Raw genomic sequence first — 24445 nt, 5'->3', positions numbered from 1 at the left:
CCTATTTAAAGCTGTTACTCTCGGGCCGCTTTCAGATGATCCGGTTTGCAACGAACCCTCATCACATATCAATAATAAACGCATCGACGCGTGAATCGAACTTCGCTGTTGCTGAAGGAGTGGGCTTCCATGATCGAAAATTTTTGGAAGGATAAATACCCAGCCGGGATTACGGCGGAAATCAATCCTGACGAATTCCCCAATATCCAGGCGGTACTCAAGCAATCCTGCCAACGCTTTGCCAATAAACCGGCCTTTAGCAACCTGGGCAAGACCATCACCTACGGCGAACTGTATACGCTCTCAGGCGCTTTCGCGGCCTGGCTGCAGCAGCACACAGACCTCAAGCCAGGTGATCGCATTGCCGTTCAGCTGCCCAATGTCCTGCAATACCCGGTAGCCGTATTCGGCGCGATGCGCGCTGGCTTGATCGTGGTCAACACCAACCCGCTCTACACCGCACGCGAGATGGAGCATCAGTTCAACGACTCCGGCGCCAAGGCCCTGGTTTGCCTGGCCAATATGGCACATCTGGCCGAAAAGGTAGTACCCAAGACCCAGGTCAAGCACGTCATCGTCACCGAAGTGGCTGACTTGCTCCCCCCCCTCAAGCGCCTGCTGATCAACAGCGTGATCAAATACGTGAAGAAAATGGTGCCGGCCTATAACCTGCCGCGCGCCGTGCGCTTCAACGATGCTTTGGCGCTGGGCAATGGCCAACCGGTCACCGAAGCTAACCCGCAAGCCAATGACGTGGCCGTGCTGCAGTACACCGGCGGTACCACTGGCGTGGCAAAGGGGGCGATGCTGACCCACCGCAACCTGGTGGCAAACATGCTGCAGTGTCGTGCGCTGATGGGCGCTAACCTGCATGAAGGTTGCGAGATCCTCATCACACCGTTGCCGCTGTACCACATCTACGCTTTCACCTTCCACTGCATGGCGATGATGCTGATCGGCAACCACAACGTGCTGATCAGTAACCCACGTGACCTACCTGCCATGGTCAAGGAGCTGAGCAAATGGAAGTTCAGCGGTTTCGTTGGCCTGAACACGCTGTTCGTTGCGTTGTGCAATAACGATGCATTTCGTGCCTTGGACTTCTCGGCACTGAAAATCACCTTGTCCGGTGGCATGGCATTGCAGTTGAGCGTCGCCGAACGCTGGAAGAGCGTGACCGGCTGTGCCATCTGCGAAGGCTACGGCATGACCGAAACCAGCCCGGTGGCGGCGGTGAATCCGTCCGAAGCTAACCAGGTGGGTACCATCGGCATCCCAGTGCCCTCGACCCTGTGCAAGATCATCGACGATGCCGGCAACGAATTGCCACTGGGCGAAACCGGCGAGCTGTGCGTCAAGGGCCCGCAGGTCATGAAGGGCTACTGGCAGCGCGAGGATGCCACCCGTGAGATCCTCGACAGTGACGGTTGGCTCAAGACTGGCGATATCGCCTTGATCCAGCCCGATGGCTATATGCGTATCGTCGATCGCAAGAAAGACATGATCCTGGTCTCAGGCTTCAACGTGTACCCCAACGAGCTCGAAGATGTGCTCGCTGGCTTGCCGGGCGTGCTGCAGTGCGCTGCCATCGGTGTGCCGGACGAGAAGTCGGGTGAGGTAATCAAGGTATTCATCGTGGTCAAGCCTGGCATGACGGTCACCAAGGAGCAGGTGATGGAACACATGCGCGCCAACGTCACCGGATACAAGGTGCCGCGCTACATCGAGTTCCGCGATGTATTGCCGACCACCAACGTCGGCAAGATCCTGCGCCGTGAACTACGCGATGAAGAACTGAAAAAGCAGGGCTTGAAGAAGATCGCCTGATCCTCTGAATTTCGGGCGGCGTTACTGGCCTCCTCGCGGGTGAACCGGCGAAGAGGCCAGAGCGATCAGCGCAGTTTCTCCAGCATCTGGTAGTACCACATTCCCGCCGCCAGCAGTGGGTTGCCCAGCAAGTCTCCCATCGGCACGCGCACGTGCTTGCACTGGGCGAATGTGTCGAATTTCTCCAGCGTTCCGGTCAATGCTTCGGCCATGATCTCGCCCATGATGTGGCTGGTGGCGATGCCGTGCCCAGAGTAGCCCTGGCAGTACCACACATTGTCCGATAGCTTGCCCAGTTGCGGGATGCGATTGACCACGATGCCCATCGCGCAGCTCCACTGAAACTCGATCGGTATCCCCTTGAGCGCTGGGAAAGTGCGCTCGATGCAAGGGCGCAGTTCACCTTCGATATCCCGCGAGTCCTTGCCCGAGTAGTTGGCCCCGCCGCCGAACAACAGGCGCTTGTCGGCGGTCAGGCGATAATAGTCGAGCACGAAGCGGCAATCGTACACCGCCAGGTCCTGTGGGTTGATCTGTTGGGCCAGTTCACCCAGCGGCGCGGTGGTGACGATACCGCCCATGGCGGGGAAGATCTTGCCTTTGAGCTGGCGTTTCTCCAGCTTGTGGTAAACGTCACCCGCGAGCATCACCTGGCGTGCTTCGACCCGGCCGTGGGCGGTAACCACCGCCGGGCGTGGGCCGTGAACGATGTCCAGAACTTCGGAATTCTCGAAAATCAGCGCGCCCAAGCTGTGGGCCGCTCGGGCTTCGCCCAGGCACAGGTTGAGCGGGTGCAGATGCAGGTTGCGCATGTTCTTGAGTGCGCCGAGGTACAGCGGGCTCTGCAGATGCGCGGCCACCCCTTCGCGGTCGAGCAGTTGAATCTTGTCGCCCATGCCACGGCGTTCGGCCTCGGCCTGGAACTCGCGCAGTTCCTGCATGTGTGATGGTTTCATGGCAGCGTGCAGGTGCCCGCGCTTGAGGTCGCAATCGATGCCATAGCGCTCGACCCGCTGTTCGATGATCTGGTGCCCACGCCACCGCAGGTGCCAGATGAAATCATCGACCTCAGCGCCCAGGTGGTTGCGCATCTGCGTACGCATGGCCTCGTCACCTGACAAGCTGCCAGTAACCTGGCCGCCGTTGCGGCCACTGGCGCCCCAGCCTATACGGTTGGTTTCGATGATCGCCACCTTCAGGCCGCGCTCGGCCAATTCCACCGCAGTGGCGACGCCTGTGAAGCCACCGCCGATGATGGCCACATCGGCTTGCACCGTGCCCTTGAGCTGTGGGTATGCGCTGTGATCGTTCAGGGTGGCGCTGTAATAGGACGGCGCGCGCTGCGCCGGGCCTTTGTTCAATGCTGCGTTCATCGGTGTTCCTTGTTCTGAATGGGTAAGGCTCAGGCCTGGTGCAGGTACCAGCGCCAGTCCTGTTCGCTGACTTCGGCCATGAACTGTCGGTACTCGGCGCGCTTGACCTTCAGGTAGACGTCGAGAAAGCGCTCGCCCAGCGCTTCGCGTGCCCAGTGCGAGCGCTCCAGGGCGTCCAGCGCGGTCAGCCAGTCGGTAGGCAGGTGCTCGGTTGCCTGGGCATAACCGTTACCTTCGACCGGTGCACCTGGGTCCAGACGCTCGCGGATGCCGCGATGGCTGGCCGCCAGAATGGCGGCCGCGGCCAGGTATGGGTTGGCATCGGCGCCACAGATCCGGTGTTCGATGTGCCGGCTGCTGGCCGGGCCACCGGGCACGCGCAGGCTCACGGTGCGGTTGTCGACACCCCAGGTAGGTGCCAAAGGTGCGTAGCTATTGGCCTGGAAACGGCGAAACGAGTTGGCGTTGGGGCAGAACAGCAGCAGCGAGTCACGCAGGTGGCGGAGCATCCCGGCCACCGCTTGGCGCAGTAGGGGAGTGCCAGCTTTGTCTTGGCTGGCGAACAAGTTATTGCCAGCAGCGTCAGCCAGGCTCAGGTGCATGTGCATGCCAGTGCCTGCCAGGTGGGCGAACGGCTTGGCCATGAAGCAGGCCTGCATGCCGTGGGCATGGGCCACACCCTTGACCAGGCGCTTGTAGCGCACGGCCTGGTCCATCGCTTGCAGCGCATCGCCATGCTCCAGGGTGATCTCCACCTGGCCGGGTGCATATTCGGAAATTGCCGTGCGCGCAGGGATACCTTGGGCCTTGCATGCGGCATAGAGGTCGGCAAGAAACGGCTCGATCTGTTCCAGCTCGCGCAGGCCGTAAACCTGAGTATTGCGCGGGCGGCCGCCGTCGTTGTCCAGCGCCGGCTGCGGGTAGCCCTGGGCATCACGCTTCTGGTCGAGCAGGTAGAACTCCAGCTCGCAGGCCATCACTGGGTGATAACCGTCGGCCTTCAGCGCATCGATGGTGCGTAGCAGCACATGGCGAGGGTCGGCAACGCTGGCTGGCAGCCCTTCGCTGGGGTGCATGCTGACCTGTACCGCGGCGGTCGGCACCCGACGCCAGGGCAAGCGTACCAAGCTGCCAACCAGCGGGTAGGCGCGGCAGTCGATATCGCCCACATCCCAGACCAGCCCGGAATTTTCCACGTCGTCGCCATTTAGGGTCAGCCCCAGGATGGTGCTTGGCAGCGGCCGACCGCTCTGGTACACGGCGAGCAATTCGTCACGGTGCAACAGCTTGCCGCGGGGCACGCCGTTGGCGTCGAGGATGAACAGCTCGAACAGTTCGATATCGGGGTTTTCTGCCAGGAAACGGCTGGCGTGCTCTACAGGTGCAAAGTGCATGATGGTGTCGCTCACAGGCGCATGGGACCCGCGCAAGGGCGCGGTCCATTTGAGTCAAACGGCCAGGCTACGGCCGCATTGGGTCACAAAGGCGTGAGCGAGACATCTGGTGGGCGGGCGTGGCGGCAGTGCCACAAGGCCCAGAAGGCGAGAATCACATGGACCAGCGGATTTTCACCGGCGTGGGACCGGGCCTTCGTAAGCGAAGGGCGGGACGACGGTGGGGCGATGGTCTGGACGGGAATCATGCCCTTGATACTCACATGCGGCTCAAGGTTGATTAAAGCAGTGAATGGCAACCTTCACATCGGGCTTGGCTAAACATTCGCGCTGCCTGGGCGGGCTTTTTGTGGGGCCTTGTGCACGCAACTGCCAGGTTCACCTGTGCCGAACTCTTCGCCGCCAATACCTCTACCAGTGAGTGGACTCGATCAGAAAGCGCACAACCTTGTGCAAGGGGATTAGCGGCCAAAGGGCAGCTCCAGGCAGCAGAGCGCCGGTAAATCTGCCACAATCGCCGGACTTTCCGCATGCCGATCATGAAACAGCAGGCTCACCTGCATCACTAAAAAGCCCCATGACTGACCAAGCCATCGATAAACTGCTGCAAAACCTCGACCACGCCATGATCGCCGAGCGCCATCGCCTGCGCCGGCAATTGCATGAACTGCGCAAACGCCCCGACGAGGTCAAGCTGGCGCAGTGGGTGGAAAAGGTTCAGGCCTCCTGCGCCCAAGTCACCGCCCGCCAGCAAAGTGTGCCGACCATTCGCTACGACGACAGCCTGCCGATTGCCGCCAAGCGTGACGAGATCAAGAAGGCACTTTCGGAACATCAGGTCCTGGTGATCGCTGGCGAAACGGGTTCGGGCAAGACCACGCAGTTGCCCAAGATTTGCCTGGAACTGGGCCGCGGCAGCCATGGCCTGATCGCCCACACCCAACCCAGGCGCATCGCCGCGCGCAGTGTCGCTGCCCGGGTTGCCGAGGAGCTTGGTACGCCGCTGGGCGGGCTGGTCGGTTATCAGGTGCGATTCGAAGACCAGAGCGATGCCAACACCCTGGTCAAGCTGATGACCGACGGTATTCTGCTGGCCGAAACCCAGCACGACCGTTTTCTCGAGCGCTACGACACGATCATCGTCGACGAGGCCCACGAGCGCAGCCTGAACATCGATTTCCTGCTTGGCTACCTCAAGACCCTGCTGCACCGGCGCCCGGAGCTGAAGTTGATCATCACCTCGGCGACCATCGACCTGGAGCGCTTCTCCAAGCACTTCGACAATGCTCCGATCATCGAGGTGTCTGGGCGTACGTTCCCGGTGGACACCTGGTATCGGCCGTTGACCAGCGAGCAGGACGAGGAGGGCAACCAGGTCGAAGACGACCTCACAGTGGATCAGGCCATTCTTGCTTCGCTCGACGAGATCGCCCAGCACGAGCGCAGCGTCGGCAAGGGGCCTGGCGATGTGTTGGTATTCCTGCCGGGCGAGCGGGAAATCCGCGACGCGGCAGAAATTCTGCGTAAGGCGCAACTACGCCACACCGAGATTCTGCCGCTGTACGCGCGCTTGTCGCCAGCTGAACAGCAGCGGATCTTCCAGTCGCACAGCGGGCGCAGGGTGGTGCTGGCCACCAACGTGGCGGAAACTTCCTTGACCGTCCCCGGTATCCGTTACGTGATCGACAGCGGCACCGCCCGCATCAGCCGCTACAGTTACCGCGCCAAGGTCCAGCGCCTGCCCATCGAGGCGGTCTCGCAGGCCAGTGCCAACCAGCGCAAAGGCCGGTGCGGCCGAGTCGAGCCGGGGATCTGCATTCGCTTGTACAGCGAAGACGACTTCAACGGCCGGCCGGCTTTCACCGACCCCGAGATCCTGCGTACCAACCTGGCGGCGGTGATTTTGCAGATGCTGCACCTGCGCCTGGGCGCCATCGATGCCTTCCCATTCATCGAGCCGCCGGATGGCAAGGCGATCAGTGACGGTTTCAACCTGCTGCAGGAACTGTCGGCGGTCAATCGCGAGAACCAGCTGACGCCCATCGGCCGCCAGTTGGCGCGCCTGCCGATCGACCCACGGCTGGGCCGCATGCTGCTTGAAGGTGCGCGCCAGGGCAGCCTGCAGGAAGTGCTGATCGTGACCAGCGCACTGTCGGTGCAGGACCCTCGTGAGCGCCCGCCGGAGCGCCAGCAGGCGGCCGACCAGGCACATGCCCAGTGGAAGGACGCTGATACCGACTTCGCCGCGTTGGTCAACCTATGGCGCGGGTTCGAAGAGCAACGCCAGGCGCTGACCTCCAGCCCGCTGCGCAACTGGTGCCGCAAGCATTTCCTCAACTACCTGCGCCTGCGCGAGTGGCGCGATGCCCATCGGCAATTGTCGCTGATTTGCCGCGAGCTGCAGTTGCCGGTCAACAAGGAGCCTTCTGATTACCAGAAGGTACACAAGGCAATTCTTAGCGGGCTGCTCAGCCAGATCGGCCACAAGACCGAAGAGGGTGATTACCAGGGGGCTCGCCAGCGGCGCTTCTGGGTGCACCCCTCTTCTGGCATTGGCCGCAAGCGCCCGCAGTGGGTAATGGCCGCCGAGCTGGTGGAAACCACCAAGCTCTATGCGCGCATGGTGGCCAAGATCGAGCCTGACTGGATCGAGCCGTTGGCAACTCACTTGATCAAGAAGAACCACTTCGAGCCCCACTGGGAGAAAAAGCGCGGGCAGGTTGTGGCTTATGAGCAAATCACCCTGTATGGCCTGATCCTGGTGGGCCGCCGTCCGGTGCATTTTGGCCCGATCGACCCGGTCGCATCGCGTGAGATATTCATCCGTGAAGCCCTGGTTGGTGGTGAGATCCAATCGCGGGCCAAGTGCCTGGCTGCCAACAAGCGCTTGCTCGAAGAGCTCGACGAGCTGGAAGCCAAAGCCCGCCGGCGTGACATTCTGGCCGACGAAGAAACCCTGTACGCCTTCTACGAAGCCCGTCTGCCGGCTGAAATCCACCAGACCGCGACCTTCGATGCCTGGTACCGCATGAACAGCCAGAAGGACCCGAACCTGCTGATCATGCGCGAGGAAGACGTGCTGGCCCGCGAGGCCAGTGAAGTGACCGCCGCGCAGTACCCCGACAGCATGCAGGTCGGTGAGCTGCGCCTGCCGCTGAGCTATCACTTCGAGCCGGGTCACTCGCGTGATGGTGTGACCGTGCGGGTGCCGGCGCCACTGCTGCCAAGCCTGCCGGGCGAGCGCCTGGAATGGCTGGTGCCAGGGTTGCTGGAAGCCAAGTGCGTAGCGCTGGTGCGCAACCTGCCCAAGGCCCTGCGCAAGAACTTCGTGCCGGTGCCGGACTTCGTCAAAGCTTCGCTGGCGCGCATGAGCTTCGGCCAGGGGGCACTGCCACAGGCCTTGGGCCAGGAGCTGCTGCGCATGACCGGCGCACGTGTGCCCGATGAGGCCTGGGCCGAGTCGGTCAACCTGGTCGAAGGCCACCTGCGCATGAACATCGAGGTGGTCGATGGCCAGGGCAAATTCCTCGGCGAAGGCCGCGACCTTGCCGAGCTGACTGCGCGCTTTGCCGCAGCCAGCCAAGCTGCCTTGGCCGTGCCGCGCACCGAGAAGAGCGAGCAACCGGTGCAGGCCAAAGCCTTCAGTGAGGTCAAGCAGACCGCGCAGCAGAAGATCGCTGGCCTGTCGATGACGGTTTACCCAGCGTTGGTGGAAGAGAATGGCAGCGTACGTGAGGGGCGCTTCTCGACTCAGGCCGAAGCCGAGTTCCAGCACCGTCGTGCCCTGCAGCGCCTGTTGCTGCAACAGTTGGCCGAGCCTGCCAAGTTCCTGCGTGGCAAGCTGCCGGGGCTGACCGAGCTGGGGCTGCTGTACCGTGAGCTGGGCCGGGTCGAGGCGCTGGTCGAGGATATTCTGCTGGCGAGCCTGGACAGCTGCATCCTAGACGGTGAAGCGACGTTGCCGCGTGACGGCGCCGCCCTCGCCGGGCTGGCCGAGCGCAAGCGTGGCAGCTGGGCCGAGCACGCCGAGCGCCTGGCCCGGCAGACGCTGGAAGTGCTCAAACTGTGGCACGGCCTGCAGAAGCGCTTCAAGGGTAAGATCGACCTGAGCCAGGCGGTGGCGCTGAACGACATCAAACAACAGCTGGCCAATCTGGTCTACCCAGGCTTCGTGCGGGAAACCCCGGCTGCCTGGTTCAAGGAACTGCCGCGCTACCTCAAAGCTGTGGAGTTGCGCCTCGAGAAACTTGGCAGCCAAGTGCAGAAGGACCGGGTCTGGAGTGGTGAGTTGGCCAACCTGTGGGCGCAGTACAAGGCGCGGGCCGACAAGCATGCTCAGGAAGGCAAGCGCGATGAACAGTTGGCGTTGTACCGTTGGTTGCTCGAGGAGTACCGGGTATCGCTGTTTGCCCAGCAGTTGGGTACCAAGGTGCCGATTTCCGACAAAAGATTGAGCAAACAGTGGAGCCAGGTGGAAGGCTAACTTCCTTGATTTGTGGCACACTCCAGTGAATTTGGGGGCCGCTTTGCGGCCCATCGCGGACGAATCCGCTCCTGCAGTGAATAACAGCGTTCTGTAGGGGTGGCTCGATCGCGATCGAGGGCACAACTCTCGCCTCGAACCTGGTACTAAAGTGCCATTATTCTGTCATATTCCGAGCCAACGCCCCGTGGCGATGGCCTTTGAGCAGAGGATCGATCGTGCATAACGTCGTCATCAGCGGCACCGGCCTGTATACCCCGGCCCAGAGCATTTCCAACGAAGAACTGGTGGCCTCTTTCAATGCCTGGTCAGCGCAATACAACCAGGCCAACGCCGCCGCCATCGAGCGTGGCGAGGTGGAAGCAGCGCCGGTTTCCGACGCTGCCTTCATCGAGAAGGCCTCGGGCATCAAAAGCCGTTTCGTTATGGACAAGGCCGGTATCCTCGACCCGCAGCGCATGAAACCGCGCCTGCCTGAGCGCGCCAACGACGAGCAGTCGATCCTTTGTGAAATGGCTGTGGCCGCTGCGCGCCAGGCCCTGGAGCGCGCTGGCCGTACTGCGGCGGATGTCGATGGGGTAATCGTCGCCTGCTCCAACCTGCAGCGCCCTTACCCGGCCATCGCCATCGAAGTGCAGCAAGCGCTGGGCATCGAGGGTTTTGCCTTCGACATGAACGTGGCCTGCTCGTCGGCCACGTTCGGTATCCAGACCGCTGCCAACAGTGTGCAGTTGGGCCAGGCACGGGCGCTGCTGGTGGTCAGCCCGGAGATCTGCACCGGGCACCTGAACTTCCGCGACCGCGACAGCCACTTTATCTTCGGTGATGCCGCCACGGCGGTGCTGGTCGAGCGCGCCGACAAGGCCACATCCGCGCATCAATTCGACATTCTGGGCACCAAGCTGCAGACCGCCTTCTCGAACAACATCCGCAACAATTTCGGCTTCCTCAACCGTGCGGCTGAAGAGGGGGTGGGTGCGCCGGACAAATTATTCGTGCAGGAGGGGCGTAAGGTATTCCGGGAAGTCTGCCCGATGGTCGCTGAGCTGATCGGCAAGCACCTGAGTGAAAACGACCTGCAGCCTTCCGATGTCAAGCGCTTCTGGCTGCACCAGGCCAACCTGAGCATGAACCACCTGATCGTCAAGAAACTGCTGGGGCGCGAGGTGAGCGAAGACGAGGCACCGGTCATTCTCGATCGATATGCCAACACCAGCTCGGCAGGTTCGGTGATCGCCTTCCATCTGTACCAGGATGACTTGGCCGAAGGGTCATTGGGGGTACTGAGTTCGTTCGGCGCGGGTTATTCGATCGGTAGCGTGATTCTGCGCAAGCGCTGAGCTACCCAAGCAGGGGCCGCCAAAGCGGCCCCTTTTTTGTGGGCGAAAAAAAGCGGAAAACACCGGATGGGGTCGGTGTTTTCCGCTTGAGCGTGGAGCAAAGCGTATGCAGCTTAGAACTTGGCTTCCAGATCTACCTGCAGGGTGTCTACGTCAGCATTGCTGTTGGGCAGGTTGGAGTAGTCGGTCTTGGCCATCAGGTAGGCTGCGCCAAGGCTGAAGTTCTTGTCGATTTCGTAACCGACTTTGAACTTGTGACCACGTGAACCGGTGAAGCCGTTACCGAAGTCAGAGTCGGTGAACAGGCTGACCACGCCGTTGCGCTGCACGTCGCGGTAGTTGTAGTCCAGGCTCCAGGCGCCAATTTTCGATTTCAAACCGGCCAGCCAGGCGGTATCCATGCCGTCCGTGCTTTCGGTGTTCTTGACGTACTGGCCATAAGCCGACAGCGGAATGGCGAAGCCGGTGAAATCGATTTGGCCGAAGCCCTCGACCAGGTTGAATTCGTCGGTGGTGTTGCCCAGCGAGCGCAGCGCAGCCGAGGCCTTGTCATTGTCGTAGCCGTAGAGGCTGGCGCCGACGGTGACCTTGACGGTATCGGCGGCGTTGAATTTGGTGCCAAGTTGGGCAGCGTAAAGCTGGGCATCGTGCTTGAACTGCACGCCGTCGCCGTCGACATTGTCCTTGAGGTTGTAGTGGCCGATGCTGCCGAACACTTCAGCAGGGCCGGCATTGGTTTTGTAGGTGAGCGCAACGCCTTCTGGGTTGATGTCGCTGTCCCAGATAATGTCGCCCATGCTCACCCAGGGCTGGTTCATCTTGCCGCCGATCACGTGCAGGTTCGGCACAGCGGTCGGGTGCCAGTCGAGGTAGGCCAAATCGACCCACAGCGACTTCTTCTCGAAGTAGTTATCCAGGCTTTGGTTGGTCGATCGGGCATCGGCGCTGCTGCCGGTGGCCACACGCACGCCAGCGTCGACTTGCGGGTTGATCTCACTGTAGAAGCCAACGCGGGCACGAACACGCTCTCGGTCCTGGTTGCCACTGCGCGAAATAGGGTTGTCGACGTTGACGTCCTCGTAACGCAGGCGCACATCACCCTTGATCTGAGTCTTTGCGGCCCAGGCCACTTTTTGTTCGAAAGCGCTCATACGGTCGGATTGGGCTTTCTGGTCGGCCTTTTCCTTGGTCTCCTTTGCCAGGTCGCCTTGCAGCTCGTTGTACTGCGCCTGGTTGATCGAGCCATTGGCGCGGAGCATTTCGAGCAGCTTGGCGTCGACAGCTGCACTGGCCGAAGTACTCATAGCCAGCATCATGCCGGTGAGGCTCACTCCGGTAAGTGTGGAAACAAGACGCATAAGGTTCTCCCTACTGAAAATATTCGGGGAGGCTCAGCGCCCACCCCCGTGTTGGCATGTCTTCGGAAAGGGCCTGGCTAGACAGGTTCTAGGGTTCCGGAAAACAGGCGCAAGTATTGCGGGGGGGCATTACAGATTGATGTCTTATTAATGGCACTGCGGTTAAGTAAGCGAAAGCGTAGGGACAAAGGGCCGATCATCGTTTGAGCGATGGGCCCTTGTTCGTCGATACTGATGGCCTTCAATAGCGAGTCGAACACGTGACCAGTCTCTACAGCCTTGCCCATCTGCGTGACCTGCCAGCGGCGACCTGGGATGCCTTGGTTCCGCCGGGCCATCCATTTTTGCGTCATGGCTTTCTCAGTGCCCTGGAAGACAGCGCCAGTGTGGCGCCCAGCACTGGCTGGGCAGCCGAACACTTGGTGCTCGAGCGCGATGGGCAGGTGCGGGCGTTGCTACCGGCCTATCGCAAGTGGCACTCCTACGGCGAGTACGTGTTCGATCACGGCTGGGCCGACGCTTGCGAGCGCGCCGGCATCGCCTATTACCCCAAGCTGCTGGGGGCGGTACCGTTCAGCCCGGTCAGCGGCCCGCGCTTACTGGCGCCCGACCCTGCCGATGCACTACTGGTATTGCAGGCATTACCGCAGTACCTGGACAAGGCCGGGTTGTCGGGTGCGCACATCAATTTCACTGAGCCGCAGCTCGATGCACAGATGGCGGGCCAGCCGGGCTGGATGGAGCGCCTGGGCTGTCAGTTCCATTGGCGTAATCAGGGTTATCGCGACTTTCAGGATTTTCTCGACAACTTAAGCTCTCGCAAGCGCAAGCAGATGCGCAAGGAGCGTGAGCAGGTGGCGGGGCAGGGTATCGATTTTCGCTGGTACCGCGGCGATGAGCTGGCCGAGGCGCAATGGGATTTTGTCTTCCTCTGCTATGCCAATACGTACGCAGTACGCGGGCGCGCACCGTACCTGACCCGGGCGTTTTTCAGCCTGTTGGCCGAGCGCATGCCCGAAGCGGTGAGGGTGGTGATGGCGCGCCAAGGCGGACGCGATGTGGCGATGGCCTTGAGTCTGGTCGGTGGCGATAGCCTGTTCGGCCGTTATTGGGGTTGCCTGGATGAATTCGACCGCCTGCATTTTGAAACCTGCCTTTACCAGGGCATGGACTTCGCCATTGCCGAAGGCTTGCAACGTTTCGATGCCGGGGCGCAGGGTGAGCACAAGCTGATCCGTGGCTTCGAGCCGGTTTTGACGCGGTCTTGGCATTACCTGCTACATCCGGGGTTGAAGCGGGCGGTAGAGGATTTTCTGCGGCAGGAGCGAGCAGGGGTGAGGGGGTATGCCGAAGAAGCCAGGGAGATGTTGCCCTACCGCAAGGGTTGAGTTCCTTGGCGCTTGGGCTGGCGCCTTCGCGGGTGAACCCGCTCCTGCACAGGGTGAACATGCAGGCGCGAGTTCCCCCGCAAAAGGGCCAGCACCGGTTCAGTCGACCCCGACAAAGCCACCGGTCTGGTGATGCCACAAGCGGGCATACAACCCCCGCTGTTGCAGCAGCTCGCTGTGGCTGCCAATCTCGACGATCCGCCCTTTGTCCAGCACCACCAGGCGGTCCATGCGAGCGATGGTCGAAAGCCGGTGAGCGATGGCGATCACCGTCTTACCTTGCATCAGGGTTTCCAGGCTTTCCTGGATGGCCGCTTCGACCTCCGAGTCCAGCGCCGAGGTAGCTTCGTCCATGATCAGAAGCGGTGCATTTTTCAACAGTACCCGGGCAATCGCGATGCGTTGGCGTTGACCGCCTGAAAGTTTCACCCCCCGCTCGCCGACATGGGCATCGAACCCTGTGCGGCCTTGGGCGTCCGACAGCTGTGGGATGAATTCGTCGGCACGCGCCCGGCGCACGGCCTCCTGCAGCGCAGCTTCACTGGCGCCGGGCCGGCCATACAGCAGGTTGTCGCGGATCGAGCGGTGCAGCAGCGAAGTGTCCTGGGTAATCATGCCGATCTGTGCGCGCAGGCTGGCCTGGCTGACCTGGGCAATGTCCTGGCCGTCGATCAGGATGCGACCACCCTGCACGTCATACAGACGAAGCAGCAGGTTGACCAAAGTCGATTTGCCGGCCCCGGACGGGCCGATCAGGCCGATTTTCTCCCCTGGTCGGATGTCCAGGTTGAGCCCGTCGATCACATTGGCGGCCTTGCCGTAATGAAAGTCCACATCGTCGAAACGCACGGCGCCACGCGTGACTTTCAGGGGCGGTGCATTGGGCTTGTCGGTGACGGTGACAGGCTGGGCGATGGTCTGCAGACCGTCCTGGACCATACCGATGTTCTCGAAGATGCCGTTGACCACCCACATGATCCAGCCCGACATGTTGACGATGCGAATCACCAGCCCCGTCGCCAGGGCGATGGCACCGACGGTGATCAGCGACTGGCTCCACAGCCACAGCGCCAGGCCCGTTGTGCTCACCACCAGCAGGCCGTTGAGGCTGGTGATGACCACGTCCATGCTGGTCACCACGCGCGACGCCAGTTGAGTTTTTTCGGTCTGTTCTCGGATCGCTTCGCGGGCGTACTGCTGTTCGTAATCAGTGTGGGCAAACAGCTTGAGGGTAGCGATGTTGGTATAGCCATCGACGATGCGCCCCATCAGCTTGGAACGGGCATCGGAGGAAATCACCGAGCGCTCCTTGACCCGTGGCACGAAGTAATAAAGCGCGGCGATGTAGCCGAAGATCCACACCAGCAGCGGTAGCATCAAACGCCAGTCGGCCTCTGCGAACAGTACCAGCGAGGTGATCGCATAGATCAGCACATGCCAAAGTGCATCCACCGCCTGCACGGCAGAATCGCGCAGCGAGTTACCGGTCTGCATGATGCGCTGGGCGATGCGCCCGGCGAAGTCGCTCTGGAAGAAGTTAAGGCTCTGTTTGAGCACATAGGTATGGTTTTGCCAGCGAATCAGGCTGGTCATGCCGGGGTTGATGGTCTGGTGTACCAGAAGGTCATGCAGCCCGAAAAACACCGGTCGCAACACAAGGATCACCACCAGCATCCAGATCAGCTCGCCGCTGTGCTCGCTGAAGAAGTTTGCATTGGGTGTGCCCTGGGCCAGGTCGATGATGCGGCTCAGGTAGCTGAACATCGCCACCTCGATCAGCGAGGCGAAAAGGCCTACCACCAGCAGCGCGAGAAAGCTCGGCCACACTTGGCGCAGGTAGTACATGTAGAACGGCCAGACCTGGCCGGGTGGCGACTCGCTGGGCGCGTCGCGGAAAATATCGATCAGTTGCTCGAAGCGGCGGTACAGCATGGGTGACTAGACTCCTGTGCTACCCGACCCGGAAGGTTTCACGTCCCTGTGAAACCGGCAGTCAGTCGATGCGTTTGGCGGACTTGATGAACACCGGGTCGTTCGGCACATCACGCATGCCTTTCTTGACGGTGGTTGGCGAATTGACGATCTGGTCGACCACTTCCATGCCTTTGGTCACTTTGCCGAACACCGCGTAACCGGCGTCGCGGCCTGGGTTGAGGAAATCATTGTCGGCCACGTTGATGAAGAACTGGCTGGTGGCCGAATTCGGGTTGGAGGTGCGGGCCATGGCCAAGGTGCCGCGCGTGTTCTGCAGGCCGTTGCTAGCCTCGTTCTTGATGGGATCTTGGGTGTTCTTCTGCACCAATTGCTCGGTGAAACCGCCGCCCTGGACCATGAAGCCTGGGATCACGCGGTGGAAGATGGTGTTGTTGTAAAAGCCGCTATCGACATAGCTGAGGAAGTTCTTGGTGCTGACTGGCGCCTTTTCGGCGTTCAGCTCGATTTCGACCTGGCCGAAGCTGGTGTCCAGCAGTACGTGCGGTGTCTTGTCGGAGGCCATCACGCCGGTGGCGAAAGCGACGGAGCAGGCGGTGAGCAGAAGTTTTTTCAGCATGGGCTCAATGATCCTTGAGAGGTGGAAGCGGCTGCGAGAAATTGCAGCAGGGTCTGGTTGAAGACCTCGGGTTGGTCAAGGGGCGTAGCGTGCCGGGAATCGTCGATGACCACCAGCCTGGCGTGAGGCATCAAAGCGACGTAACGCTCCTTCAGTTGTATCGGGGTGTAATCGTGGTCGGCCGCAATCACCAGTGTCGGACAGCGGATTTCACCGATACGTTCCTGCACCCCCCAATCGACGATGGCGTCGAAACTCTTGAGGTAGGCGTATTTGTCGTTGCGCGCCCAGCGTTGCGCCATCTTGTGCCGAAGGTCCGCCTGGCCCGGTTTTGGAAATAGCCGGGCGGCCAGGCCTTGGCCGACGGTTTCGACACTGAGGATGCGCGCCAGGCTCCAGCGCTTGAGCCACCATAGCCAGTCGCTACGGGTGCGGCGTTTGACTTCGGGGGCGCTGTTGACGATACACAGGCTGCGCAGCCACTGTGGGTGATCGACCGCGAACTGGAACCCGACCATCCCGCCCATCGATAAACCCACAAAATGGACTGGGCCGGTGCCCAGGTGTTCGAGCAGCGCCAGCAGATCTGCGCTGAAAGTGGCTATTTGGTAACCGTCACGGGGCTTGTCAGACCGCCCGTGGCCGCGGATGTCCATCACTATCACCCGGTAGTGCGGGCTCAATGCCGGTATCTGCAGCTCCCAGTCCTGGCTGCTGGAGCCCAGGCCGTGCAGCAGCACCAGAGGTTCGCCCTGGCCATATTCCTGATAATGCAGCGAGCAGCCTTGATGTTCGAAATAGGCCATGGGCGCGGTCCTCTCAAGCTTGTGGGGGCGCTGCGAAGGGCACGTCCAGTGGCGCGGTATCGAAATTGCGCAGCAGGTCGATAAGAATCTGCGTAGCCGGGCCCAGGGTCTTTTCTTTGCTCGAATAAAGGTAGAACAGTGGGTGACGGCTGCCACCCTGATCCAGCGGCAGAGGCTTGAGCACGCCATCGCGCAGTTCGCGTTCGATCATGTGCCGTGGCAGCCAGGCAAAACCCAGGCCGCTGCTGACGAACGTGGTGGCGGTGCCCAGGCTGCCGACCGTCCAACGCTGCTCGGCGCCGAGCCAGCCGACGTCGCGCGGTTGGGCGCGGCCGGAGTCGCGGATCACCACCTGCAACTGGCTTTCCAGGTCCTGAAAGGTGATTTCCCTGCCTAGGCGGTGCAGGCTGTGTTCGGGGTGCGCGACGGCGACGAACTCCACCGAGCTCAGTTCGGTGCCCAGGTAGCCGCCGATGCTGTAGCTGCTGATGGCAAGGTCGGCGATGCCTTCATGCATCACTTCCTCCACACCCGACAGTACTTCTTCACGCAGGCGCACCCGGCAACCGCGGCTTTGCGGCATGAACGCGGCCAAGGCGCGCACCAGGCGAGCACTGGGGTAGGCCGCATCGACCACCAGGCGTACTTCGGCTTCCCAGCCTTGTTCCATATGATGCGCAAGGTCTTCCAGCTGGCTGGCTTGCTTGACCAGGTGCCGTGACCGGCGCAGGAGCACGTTGCCGGCTTCGGTCAAGACCGCTTTGCGGCCATCGATGCGTAGCAGCGGCACGCCCAGTTGCTCCTGCATGCGCGCCACGGTGTAGCTGACCGAAGACTGCGAGCGGTGCAAGGCTTCGGCGGCCTGGGCAAACCCGCCATGGTCGACCACTGCCTGCAGGGTTCGCCATTGATCCAGGGTCACGCGTGGCGCTTTCATGTTTCGCTCCTGTTGGCCTAAGCTGCGCTCAAACAAGGAGAGCGCCCATGAACAAATGTTGTGTGGCAATACTGATGTGCCTGCCCTTAACTGCCGTGGCTTACCCCATTGACGTGGAAAAGTCCGTGGACGGTGTCAAGCTGGATTACACCACTTACGACACCGCCTACGATATTGGCTCAATCACGCTGAACAACTATGGGCAAGTGCCGGCCGCCTGCAAGGTCACCTTCCGCAATGGGCCAGAAGCGCCCAGGGTGCGCAGGGTCAACGTGGCGGCGGGTAAAAGCGTCGATGTGACGGCCAATTTCAATCGGCAGATCATCAAGCTGCGCATCGCGCTGGACTGCAAAGCGCAATAAAACTGATTAATCGATAGATTAAACCCACTTTTTACGCTTTTTTATCGATAGGTCAACCCTTAATCTCACCTCCATCGAATCGCACCCCTTTCTGCCGATGGAGGCAACCCCATGTCCCGCGTACTGATCATCGAAAGCAGCGCCCGCCAGCAAGATTCCGTTTCCCGCCAGCTGACCCGTGATTTCATCCAGCAGTGGCAAGCGGCGCATCCGGCCGACACGATCAGCGTACGTGACCTTGCCGTGAACCCGGTGCCTCACCTGGATGCCGATCTGCTCGGTGGCTGGATGAAACCTGAAGACCAGCGCAGCGCTGGCGAACTTCAGGCCCTGGCCCGCTCCAACGAGCTGACCGATGAAGTGCTGGCGGCCGACGTACTGGTGTTGGCTGCACCGATGTACAACTTCACCATCCCCAGCACCCTGAAAGCCTGGCTAGACCATGTGCTGCGCGCAGGCATCACGTTCAAGTACACCCCCACCGGCCCGCAAGGCTTGCTCACCGGCAAGCGCGCCATCGTACTGACCGCCCGCGGCGGCATCCACGCCGGCGCCGCCAGTGACCATCAGGAACCTTACCTGCGCCAGGTCATGGGGTTCATTGGTATCCATGATGTCGATTTCGTACACGCCGAGGGGCTGAACATGAGCGGCGAGTTCCACGAAAAAGGTCTGAATCAGGCCAAGGCCAAGCTGGCCGCTGTGGCCTGAGGTTCACCGAATTCCCAACCCTGACACCTGTTTTTGCTCCTTTGGGTGTACCTGCCCGGCCTGATGGCCGGGCTTTTTTTGTCCGGGACTTTGCGGTTACCTGTACCGGCGGTTTCGCGGGTGAACGCGCCCCCACAATCCCCATGGTTGAACTCACTTGCCGCAACCCGCTAAGGTCGCCGCCTTGATTCACGAGAGAAAATCATGGGCTACCTGATAATCGTCGCGCTGATCCAGGCGTTTTCCTTCAGCCTGATCGGCGAGTACCTGGCCGGGCACGTCGATAGCTATTTCGCCGTGCTCGCGCGCGTGGTACTGGCAGGCTTGGTGTTCCTGCCTTTGACCCGCTGGCGCAAAGTCGAACCGCGTTTCCTGCGTTCAATGCTGCTTATCGGCGCGCTGCAATACGGCATCACTTATGTGTGCCTGTACTTGAGCTTCCGGGTGCTGAGCGTGCCTGAGGTACTGCTGTTCACCATTCTCACACCCTTGCACGTGACGCTGATCGAAGACGCACTTAACCGGCGCTTCAATCCGTGGGCGCTGCTGGCGGCCATGGTGGCCGTGGCAGGGGCCGGGATAATCCGCTTCGACAGCATCAGCGGTGATTTCTTCATTGGCTTCTTGTTGCTGCAACTGGCCAACTTCACCTATGCCGCAGGCCAGGTGCTGTACCGTCACTTGGTCGCTCGCAACCCTAGCGACCTGCCGCATTACAAGCGTTTCGGCTACTTCTACCTAGGCGCGCTGCTGGTGGCTTTGCCGGCGTTCGTGCTGTTCGGTAATGCCCAGCACCTGCCGAGCACCGATGTGCAATGGCTGGTACTGCTGTTCCTCGGCCTGTGCCCGACGGCCTTGGGCCTTTACTGGTGGAACAAGGGCGCGTGCCTGGTTTCCGGCGCTACGCTGGCGGTGATGAACAACCTGCATGTGCCAGTGGGGCTGCTCTTGAACCTGCTGATCTGGAACCGTGACGAGCCGCTAGGGCGCTTGTTCCTGGGGGGCGCGATCATTCTTGCCTCGGTATGGCTCAGCCGCCTGGGTAATCGCGCGCAGGCGCCGGTGACCGAAAAGGCCTGATATGCATACCATTTTGGTCATCGTCGCACCGATCTTTGCCCTGATCCTGGTCGGCTTCATTTGCCGCAAGGGCAACAAACTGGGCGAGAAGGCTGCGGCCGAGATCAACAAGATGGTGGTGTGGCTGTGCCTGCCTGCGTTGCTGTTCAAGGTTACAGCCACGGCGATCTGGAGCGAGATCTGGCAACCGGGGTTCATCGTCGCATTCGGCGGCGGTGCCGTGGCCATGTTCATCGTGACCCTGGCCTGGCGGCTTTACCGCGGCCATGGGCTCGTGGCCGCGAGTATCGACGGGCTCAGCGCCGGATACGCCAACACCGGCTACATCGGTATTCCTTTATGCCTGTTGCTGTTCGGCCAGCCAGGGCTGCAGCCCGCGCTGATTTCCTCGCTGATTGTGGTCTGTCTGGTGTTCGCGCTTTCCCTGATGTTGATCGAGATCGGTCTGCAACAAGAACGGCGGATTGGCCGTGCGATGCTGCTGGTGAGCAAGGCGCTGGCGAAGAACCCGTTAGTGATCGCACCGCTGGGGGGTGCGGTTTGGGCCATGAGCGGGCTGGGCTTGGCCGAGCCGGTACTGCATTTTCTCGACATGCTGGCATTGGCCACCACGCCTTGCGCGTTGATCTCGTTGGGGGCGTTTCTGGCAGAGAAACGCCCTGAGACCACAGCCAGCCCGTGGCCACTGGTGGGCCTGAAACTGATCGGCCAGCCGGCGCTGACCTGGGTGCTGGCGTTCAAAGTGTTCAGCCTGCCCACCATGTGGGCGGCTTCGGCGGTATTGCTCGCCGCGCTACCGACGGGCACAGGCCCGTTCATGCTGGCCGAGTACTACAACCGCGAGGCAGGGCTGATTTCGCGCACTATTCTGTGGTCGACCGTGGTGTCGTTGGCGAGCTTGACCGGCTTGTTGTACCTGTTGGGGTATGCGGGCTGAGGGGCTCTGGGCGGGTCGAACCCGCTCCTGCGGTCATCCATAGGTGCGGGTAAGCTTCGACTGACTGCCAAACAGCCCCGATGACCTCAAACCTCGCTCAGGTCTTCCAAGCGCTGGGAAATCGGCTCTTGCCCAACTCGCCCAGCCAAGCCTGTGCGCATGTCATTACCACTGGGCTGCTGATACAGACTCAACCCAAACTCCGGCAGCACCGCCAGCAGGTAATCGAAGATATCCCCCTGAATCCGCTCGTAATCGGCCCACACCGTGGTGGTGGTGAAGCAGTAGATCTCCAGCGGCACGCCTTCGGCGGTCGTCTGCATCTGGCGCACCATGCAGGTCATGTTCGGGTGTACGTCGGGGTGGTTACGCAAGTACGCCAGGGCAAATGCGCGGAAGGTGCCGATATTGGTCAGCTTGCGTCGGTTGGCCGAAAGCTCCGCCACGGGCCCCAGCGCCTCGTTCCAGGCCAGCAGTTCCTGGCGCTTGCCGGCCAGGTAGTCGCCGAGCAGGCTCACCTGGCTCAGGCGTTGTTCTTCTTCGCGGGTCAGAAAGCGTACCCCTGCGGCGTCGATGAACAGGCTGCGCTTGATGCGTCGCCCACCGGACTGTTGCATGCCGCGGTAGTTGCGAAACGACTCGCTCATCAGGCGCCAGGTAGGGATCGAGACGATGGTCTTGTCGAAGTTCTGCACCTTCACCGTATGCAAAGTGATATCCACCACATCGCCATCGGCGCCGACCTGGGGCATTTCGATCCAGTCGCCCACGTGCAGCATGTCGTTGCTGGTCAGCTGCACACTGGCGACGAACGAGAGCAGCGTGTCCTTGTAGACCAACAGCAGCACGGCCGACATTGCACCCAGGCCAGACAGCAGCAACAACGGCGAGCGGTCGATCAGGGTGGCGACGATGACGATGGAGGCGAAGATCCACAGCATCATCTTGGCCAGTTGCACATAACCCTTGATCGAGCGGGTGCGGGCATGTTCGGTGCGGGCGTAGATGTCCAGCAGGGCATCGAGCAAGCACGACAAAGCCATGGTCATGAACAGCAGGGTGAATGCCAGTGCCAGGTTGCCGAGAAAATGCTGGGCGGTATCGGAAAGCTCCGGTACCAGCTTGAGGCCGAACTGGATCACCAGCGAAGGCGTGATCTGGGCCAGGCGGTGAAATACCTTGTTATGGCGCAGATCGTCGAGCCATCGCAGCGCTACCTGGCGAGCCAGCAGGCGTGCGCCGTGCAGTACCAGAAAGCGTGCCAGGCGGCCAAGTACCAGAGAAATCACCAGCAGCACGGCCAGGCCAATGGCGGCGTGCAGCAAAGGATGTTGATCGAGCGTGCCCCACAGATCGAGGCTGTCACGCCAGATGCGTTGGATGTCCATAAACTTCTAAACCTGTCTATTGCAGTGAAACGAGGGGCCATTAGAGCGCGGAAGCCGACAAAGTTGCCAAAAGAAATTCGGCTAAGGCGGCAGAAAACGTTACCCTATGCAACTGAATTTCCCGCACTTGCCTGAGGTTACCTCCGTGTTCTCCCAATTCGCCCTGCACGAACGCCTGCTTAAAGCCGTGGCCGAGCTTAAATTTGTCGAGCCGACCCCGGTGCAGGCGGCGGCCATTCCTCTGGCCCTGCAAGGGCGCGACCTGCGCGTCACTGCGCAGACTGGCAGCGGCAAGACCGCAGCATTCGTACTGCCGCTGCTCAACCGCCTGGTGGACCTCAAAGGCGGGCGCGTCGAGATCCGCTCGCTGATTCTGCTGCCGACCCGCGAGCTGGCCCAGCAGACCCTCAAGCAGGTTCAGCTGTTCTCCCAGTTCACCTACATCAAGTCGGGCTTGGTTACCGGCGGTGAAGACTTCAAGGAACAGGCTGCCATGCTGCGCAAGGTGCCCGACGTGCTGATCGGCACCCCGGGCCGGCTGCTCGAGCACCTCAATGCCGGTAACCTTGACCTGTCCCATGTGCAGGTAATGATCCTCGACGAAGCCGACCGTATGCTCGACATGGGCTTCGCCGAAGACATGGAGCGCCTGTGCAAAGAGTGCGAGAACCGCGAGCAGACCCTGCTGTTCTCCGCGACCACCGGTGGTGCTGCGTTGCGCGACATCATCGGCAAGGTGCTCAAAGACCCTGAGCACCTGATGCTCAACAGTGTCTCGCAACTGGCTGAAGGTACTCGTCAGCAGATCATCACCGCCGACCATGACCAGCACAAAGAGCAGATCGTGCAGTGGCTGCTGGCCAACGAAACCTTCGACAAGGCGATCATCTTCACCAACACCCGGGCTTTGGCCGACCGCATCTATGGCCACTTGGTGGCCAAGGACGTCAAAGCTTTCGTGCTGCATGGCGAGAAGGATCAGAAGGATCGCAAGCTGGCCATCGAACGCTTCAAGCAGGGTAGCTCCAAGGTGCTGGTGGCCACCGACGTGGCGGCCCGTGGCCTGGATATCGACGGCCTGGACCTGGTGATCAACTTCGACATGCCGCGCAGCGGCGACGAGTACGTGCACCGTGTGGGCCGTACCGGCCGTGCCGGTGGCGAAGGCCTGGCCATCTCGCTGATCACCCACAATGATTGGAACTTGATGTCCAGCATCGAGCGCTACCTCAAGCAGCAGTTCGAGCGCCGGGTCATCAAGGAAGTGAAGGGCACCTATAACGGGCCTAAGAAGGTCAAGGCTTCGGGTAAGGCAGCCGGCACCAAGAAGAAAAAGGTCGAGAAGAAGTCTGGCGAGAAAAAAGCCGCTGCCAAGCGCAAGCCGACTGCCAAGCCTCGTGCTAACGCACCCTTGGCAAGCGCTGACGGCCTCGCGCCGCTGAAAAAGCGCAAGCCTGCGGCTGACTAAGGGTTCAGCATTGTCCGGCATCCTCGTAGCGCGGCACTGCGAGGATGCCAAAAGAGACAGTTACGCTTTTTTCTCTGCTTTTTTTAGCTCTTCGATGCGCTTGTCGATCAATTGGCATTTGTCGGGCAAGTCTTTGCTCGCCGTCCCAAGCTCCATCCCCTGGAGTTCGTCATTGATCTGCTTGGCTTTCTGCGGGTTCTGTTCGGTCAAGTGGCTGACCAACCCAGCGAGCTCTTCGCGTTTTTGTGTCGCCTGCTCGGGCGTGCAGGCCCAGGCGGGCAGTGCGCAGCACAAAGCGCTTGCACAGGCGATGTTCAGCAGCGGTTTCATGCCTATACCTCCGACGAGTGTGATGCCCGGTGGAGGCGCCTGGGTGAAATTAGGTTCAGTAGCAACGACCGACGGTTTCTTGGGAGGTGCTTTTCGACAGGCAGTCGTCCCTTTCACCATCGCCAGTGCCGAGTAGGCGCACAGTGCTCAAGAGCACTGCCATATCCGGCACCTGCGTAACCCCAAGCTTTTCTGAACACTCATGCCTGGCTACAGGTCCCAAGCTGTGCACCCTTTCGTCCACAGCAGGAGGCCATTTCCATGAGCAGCACCTATGACTGGGACCTGATCGAGCGGTTGTTGCACGAAGTGCAGAACGGCGCCGGTCAAAGCTTCACCCCGCGCCCTTATGCCGAGCAGCATGCCGCAGCGCTGGCTGCCAAGGGGCAGGCGGTGAGTGATCTGGATCACCTCAAAACGCGCGCTTGCCAATATGAGAAGTTGTTGTTCGAGCGTGGCTATATCGAAAGCCGGCCGCAGGAGGAGGGCGGCAATGGCGAGAATTTCGTGCTGACCGCACGGGGCTCGCGACTCTTGAGCCTGATCGACAGCAGTATCCCTGGCTTCGAGCACCCACGGCAGGTGTTGGACGATCAGGCCGATGCGCTCGAAGTCGCAACCTTCGACCATGTGGCGTCGAAGGCACAAATAGCCGGGGGCGCCATCTAGGGCTGGCCAGAAGGGCGGCGGTACCAGGATAATCGCCAGTTCT

Annotated in this window: 19 protein-coding genes; 10 read left to right on the top strand and 9 right to left on the bottom strand. The window is 61.0% G+C overall.

The window, feature by feature from the left end; translation table 11 throughout:
• Positions 1-129: 129 nt before the first annotated feature.
• Positions 130-1827, top strand: coding sequence for a long-chain-fatty-acid--CoA ligase FadD1 (gene fadD1, locus J5M56_RS05320; RefSeq protein ID WP_186478917.1), 1698 nt, complete (start codon positions 130-132; stop codon positions 1825-1827).
• A gap of 65 nt (positions 1828-1892) precedes the next feature.
• Here fadD1 and J5M56_RS05315 read toward each other — a convergent pair whose 3' ends face one another.
• Positions 1893-3200: an FAD-binding oxidoreductase gene (locus J5M56_RS05315; RefSeq protein WP_186478918.1), complete on the bottom strand. Its 1308-nt coding sequence runs from the start codon at positions 3198-3200 to the stop codon at positions 1893-1895.
• A gap of 29 nt (positions 3201-3229) precedes the next feature.
• Complete coding sequence (locus J5M56_RS05310) at positions 3230-4594, bottom strand: glutamine synthetase family protein (RefSeq protein WP_186478919.1); 1365 nt, start codon at positions 4592-4594, stop codon at positions 3230-3232.
• Positions 4595-5171: 577 nt separating this feature from the next.
• On the opposite strand from J5M56_RS05310, the gene hrpA reads away from it, so the two are divergent.
• Positions 5172-9077 carry an ATP-dependent RNA helicase HrpA gene (hrpA, locus tag J5M56_RS05305; RefSeq protein ID WP_207870193.1) on the top strand — a complete coding sequence of 1302 codons (3906 nt, stop codon included), beginning with the start codon at positions 5172-5174 and terminating at the stop codon, positions 9075-9077.
• Positions 9078-9295: 218 nt separating this feature from the next.
• Positions 9296-10417: a beta-ketoacyl-ACP synthase III gene (locus tag J5M56_RS05300; RefSeq protein ID WP_207870191.1), complete on the top strand. Its 1122-nt coding sequence runs from the start codon at positions 9296-9298 to the stop codon at positions 10415-10417.
• A 113-nt stretch (positions 10418-10530) separates the two neighbouring features.
• Here the strand turns inward: J5M56_RS05300 and J5M56_RS05295 are convergent, their stop codons facing one another.
• Positions 10531-11775 carry a putative porin gene (locus J5M56_RS05295; protein ID WP_060479808.1) on the bottom strand — a complete coding sequence of 415 codons (1245 nt, stop codon included), beginning with the start codon at positions 11773-11775 and terminating at the stop codon, positions 10531-10533.
• Between the two features lie 260 nt (positions 11776-12035).
• Here J5M56_RS05295 and J5M56_RS05290 point away from each other — a divergent pair, with 260 nt between their 5' ends.
• Complete coding sequence (locus J5M56_RS05290; protein WP_207870187.1) at positions 12036-13163, top strand: GNAT family N-acetyltransferase; 1128 nt, start codon at positions 12036-12038, stop codon at positions 13161-13163.
• 99 nt (positions 13164-13262) lie between these two features.
• On the opposite strand, the gene J5M56_RS05285 is transcribed toward J5M56_RS05290, so the two are convergent.
• The 4 genes from J5M56_RS05285 to J5M56_RS05270 form a co-directional block, all read right to left on the bottom strand.
• Positions 13263-15095, bottom strand: a complete 1833-nt coding sequence (locus tag J5M56_RS05285; protein ID WP_207870185.1) for an ABC transporter ATP-binding protein — start codon at positions 15093-15095, stop codon at positions 13263-13265.
• 61 nt (positions 15096-15156) lie between these two features.
• Entirely contained in the window at positions 15157-15714 is a 558-nt protein-coding gene (locus J5M56_RS05280; protein WP_186478948.1) for a peptidylprolyl isomerase, read from the bottom strand.
• Positions 15708-16520: an alpha/beta hydrolase gene (locus J5M56_RS05275; protein WP_207870183.1), complete on the bottom strand. Its 813-nt coding sequence runs from the start codon at positions 16518-16520 to the stop codon at positions 15708-15710. Before J5M56_RS05275 ends, J5M56_RS05280 begins: the two co-directional genes overlap by 7 nt.
• A gap of 13 nt (positions 16521-16533) precedes the next feature.
• Complete coding sequence (locus J5M56_RS05270; protein ID WP_060479813.1) at positions 16534-17457, bottom strand: LysR family transcriptional regulator; 924 nt, start codon at positions 17455-17457, stop codon at positions 16534-16536.
• Positions 17458-17504: 47 nt separating this feature from the next.
• On the opposite strand from J5M56_RS05270, the gene J5M56_RS05265 reads away from it, so the two are divergent.
• From J5M56_RS05265 to J5M56_RS05250, 4 genes are all read left to right on the top strand, one after another.
• Positions 17505-17819: a hypothetical protein gene (locus tag J5M56_RS05265; protein WP_060479814.1), complete on the top strand. Its 315-nt coding sequence runs from the start codon at positions 17505-17507 to the stop codon at positions 17817-17819.
• A 111-nt stretch (positions 17820-17930) separates the two neighbouring features.
• Complete coding sequence (locus tag J5M56_RS05260; protein ID WP_060479815.1) at positions 17931-18530, top strand: FMN-dependent NADH-azoreductase; 600 nt, start codon at positions 17931-17933, stop codon at positions 18528-18530.
• A gap of 204 nt (positions 18531-18734) precedes the next feature.
• Positions 18735-19610 carry a carboxylate/amino acid/amine transporter gene (locus tag J5M56_RS05255; protein ID WP_186478950.1) on the top strand — a complete coding sequence of 292 codons (876 nt, stop codon included), beginning with the start codon at positions 18735-18737 and terminating at the stop codon, positions 19608-19610.
• Position 19611: 1 nt separating this feature from the next.
• Positions 19612-20547 carry an AEC family transporter gene (locus J5M56_RS05250; RefSeq protein ID WP_186478951.1) on the top strand — a complete coding sequence of 312 codons (936 nt, stop codon included), beginning with the start codon at positions 19612-19614 and terminating at the stop codon, positions 20545-20547.
• A gap of 86 nt (positions 20548-20633) precedes the next feature.
• Here the strand turns inward: J5M56_RS05250 and J5M56_RS05245 are convergent, their stop codons facing one another.
• Complete coding sequence (locus J5M56_RS05245; protein WP_207870180.1) at positions 20634-21935, bottom strand: mechanosensitive ion channel family protein; 1302 nt, start codon at positions 21933-21935, stop codon at positions 20634-20636.
• Between the two features lie 106 nt (positions 21936-22041).
• On the opposite strand from J5M56_RS05245, the gene J5M56_RS05240 reads away from it, so the two are divergent.
• Complete coding sequence (locus J5M56_RS05240; protein WP_207870178.1) at positions 22042-23403, top strand: DEAD/DEAH box helicase; 1362 nt, start codon at positions 22042-22044, stop codon at positions 23401-23403.
• A gap of 60 nt (positions 23404-23463) precedes the next feature.
• On the opposite strand, the gene J5M56_RS05235 is transcribed toward J5M56_RS05240, so the two are convergent.
• The gene (locus J5M56_RS05235) at positions 23464-23733 is read right to left on the bottom strand and encodes a hypothetical protein (RefSeq protein WP_060479822.1); all 270 of its coding nucleotides are present in this window, start codon (positions 23731-23733) and stop codon (positions 23464-23466) included.
• A gap of 261 nt (positions 23734-23994) precedes the next feature.
• Here J5M56_RS05235 and J5M56_RS05230 point away from each other — a divergent pair, with 261 nt between their 5' ends.
• Positions 23995-24402, top strand: a complete 408-nt coding sequence (locus tag J5M56_RS05230; protein WP_060479823.1) for a hypothetical protein — start codon at positions 23995-23997, stop codon at positions 24400-24402.
• The last annotated feature ends 43 nt before the right edge of the window (positions 24403-24445 follow it).

Source organism: Pseudomonas sp. 51_B (genome assembly GCF_017491595.1).
GTDB lineage: Bacteria > Pseudomonadota > Gammaproteobacteria > Pseudomonadales > Pseudomonadaceae > Aquipseudomonas > Aquipseudomonas promysalinigenes.
The sequence above is the reverse complement of the archived record's forward strand: the minus strand, read 5'-3'. Positions and strand labels throughout refer to the sequence as shown.

What these genes read in the sequence shown, in the direction of transcription:
- fadD1 (WP_186478917.1), top strand. Translation starts at nt 130, where the DNA reads ATGATCGAAAATTTTTGGAAGGATAAATACCCAGCCGGGATTACGGCG.
- J5M56_RS05315 (WP_186478918.1), bottom strand. Translation starts at nt 3,200, where the DNA reads ATGAACGCAGCATTGAACAAAGGCCCGGCGCAGCGCGCGCCGTCCTAT.
- J5M56_RS05310 (WP_186478919.1), bottom strand. Translation starts at nt 4,594, where the DNA reads ATGCACTTTGCACCTGTAGAGCACGCCAGCCGTTTCCTGGCAGAAAAC.
- hrpA (WP_207870193.1), top strand. Translation starts at nt 5,172, where the DNA reads ATGACTGACCAAGCCATCGATAAACTGCTGCAAAACCTCGACCACGCC.
- J5M56_RS05295 (WP_060479808.1), bottom strand. Translation starts at nt 11,775, where the DNA reads ATGCGTCTTGTTTCCACACTTACCGGAGTGAGCCTCACCGGCATGATG.
- J5M56_RS05285 (WP_207870185.1), bottom strand. Translation starts at nt 15,095, where the DNA reads ATGCTGTACCGCCGCTTCGAGCAACTGATCGATATTTTCCGCGACGCG.
- J5M56_RS05280 (WP_186478948.1), bottom strand. Translation starts at nt 15,714, where the DNA reads ATGCTGAAAAAACTTCTGCTCACCGCCTGCTCCGTCGCTTTCGCCACC.
- J5M56_RS05275 (WP_207870183.1), bottom strand. Translation starts at nt 16,520, where the DNA reads ATGGCCTATTTCGAACATCAAGGCTGCTCGCTGCATTATCAGGAATAT.
- J5M56_RS05270 (WP_060479813.1), bottom strand. Translation starts at nt 17,457, where the DNA reads ATGAAAGCGCCACGCGTGACCCTGGATCAATGGCGAACCCTGCAGGCA.
- J5M56_RS05265 (WP_060479814.1), top strand. Translation starts at nt 17,505, where the DNA reads ATGAACAAATGTTGTGTGGCAATACTGATGTGCCTGCCCTTAACTGCC.
- J5M56_RS05260 (WP_060479815.1), top strand. Translation starts at nt 17,931, where the DNA reads ATGTCCCGCGTACTGATCATCGAAAGCAGCGCCCGCCAGCAAGATTCC.
- J5M56_RS05255 (WP_186478950.1), top strand. Translation starts at nt 18,735, where the DNA reads ATGGGCTACCTGATAATCGTCGCGCTGATCCAGGCGTTTTCCTTCAGC.
- J5M56_RS05250 (WP_186478951.1), top strand. Translation starts at nt 19,612, where the DNA reads ATGCATACCATTTTGGTCATCGTCGCACCGATCTTTGCCCTGATCCTG.
- J5M56_RS05245 (WP_207870180.1), bottom strand. Translation starts at nt 21,935, where the DNA reads ATGGACATCCAACGCATCTGGCGTGACAGCCTCGATCTGTGGGGCACG.
- J5M56_RS05240 (WP_207870178.1), top strand. Translation starts at nt 22,042, where the DNA reads ATGCAACTGAATTTCCCGCACTTGCCTGAGGTTACCTCCGTGTTCTCC.
- J5M56_RS05235 (WP_060479822.1), bottom strand. Translation starts at nt 23,733, where the DNA reads ATGAAACCGCTGCTGAACATCGCCTGTGCAAGCGCTTTGTGCTGCGCA.
- J5M56_RS05230 (WP_060479823.1), top strand. Translation starts at nt 23,995, where the DNA reads ATGAGCAGCACCTATGACTGGGACCTGATCGAGCGGTTGTTGCACGAA.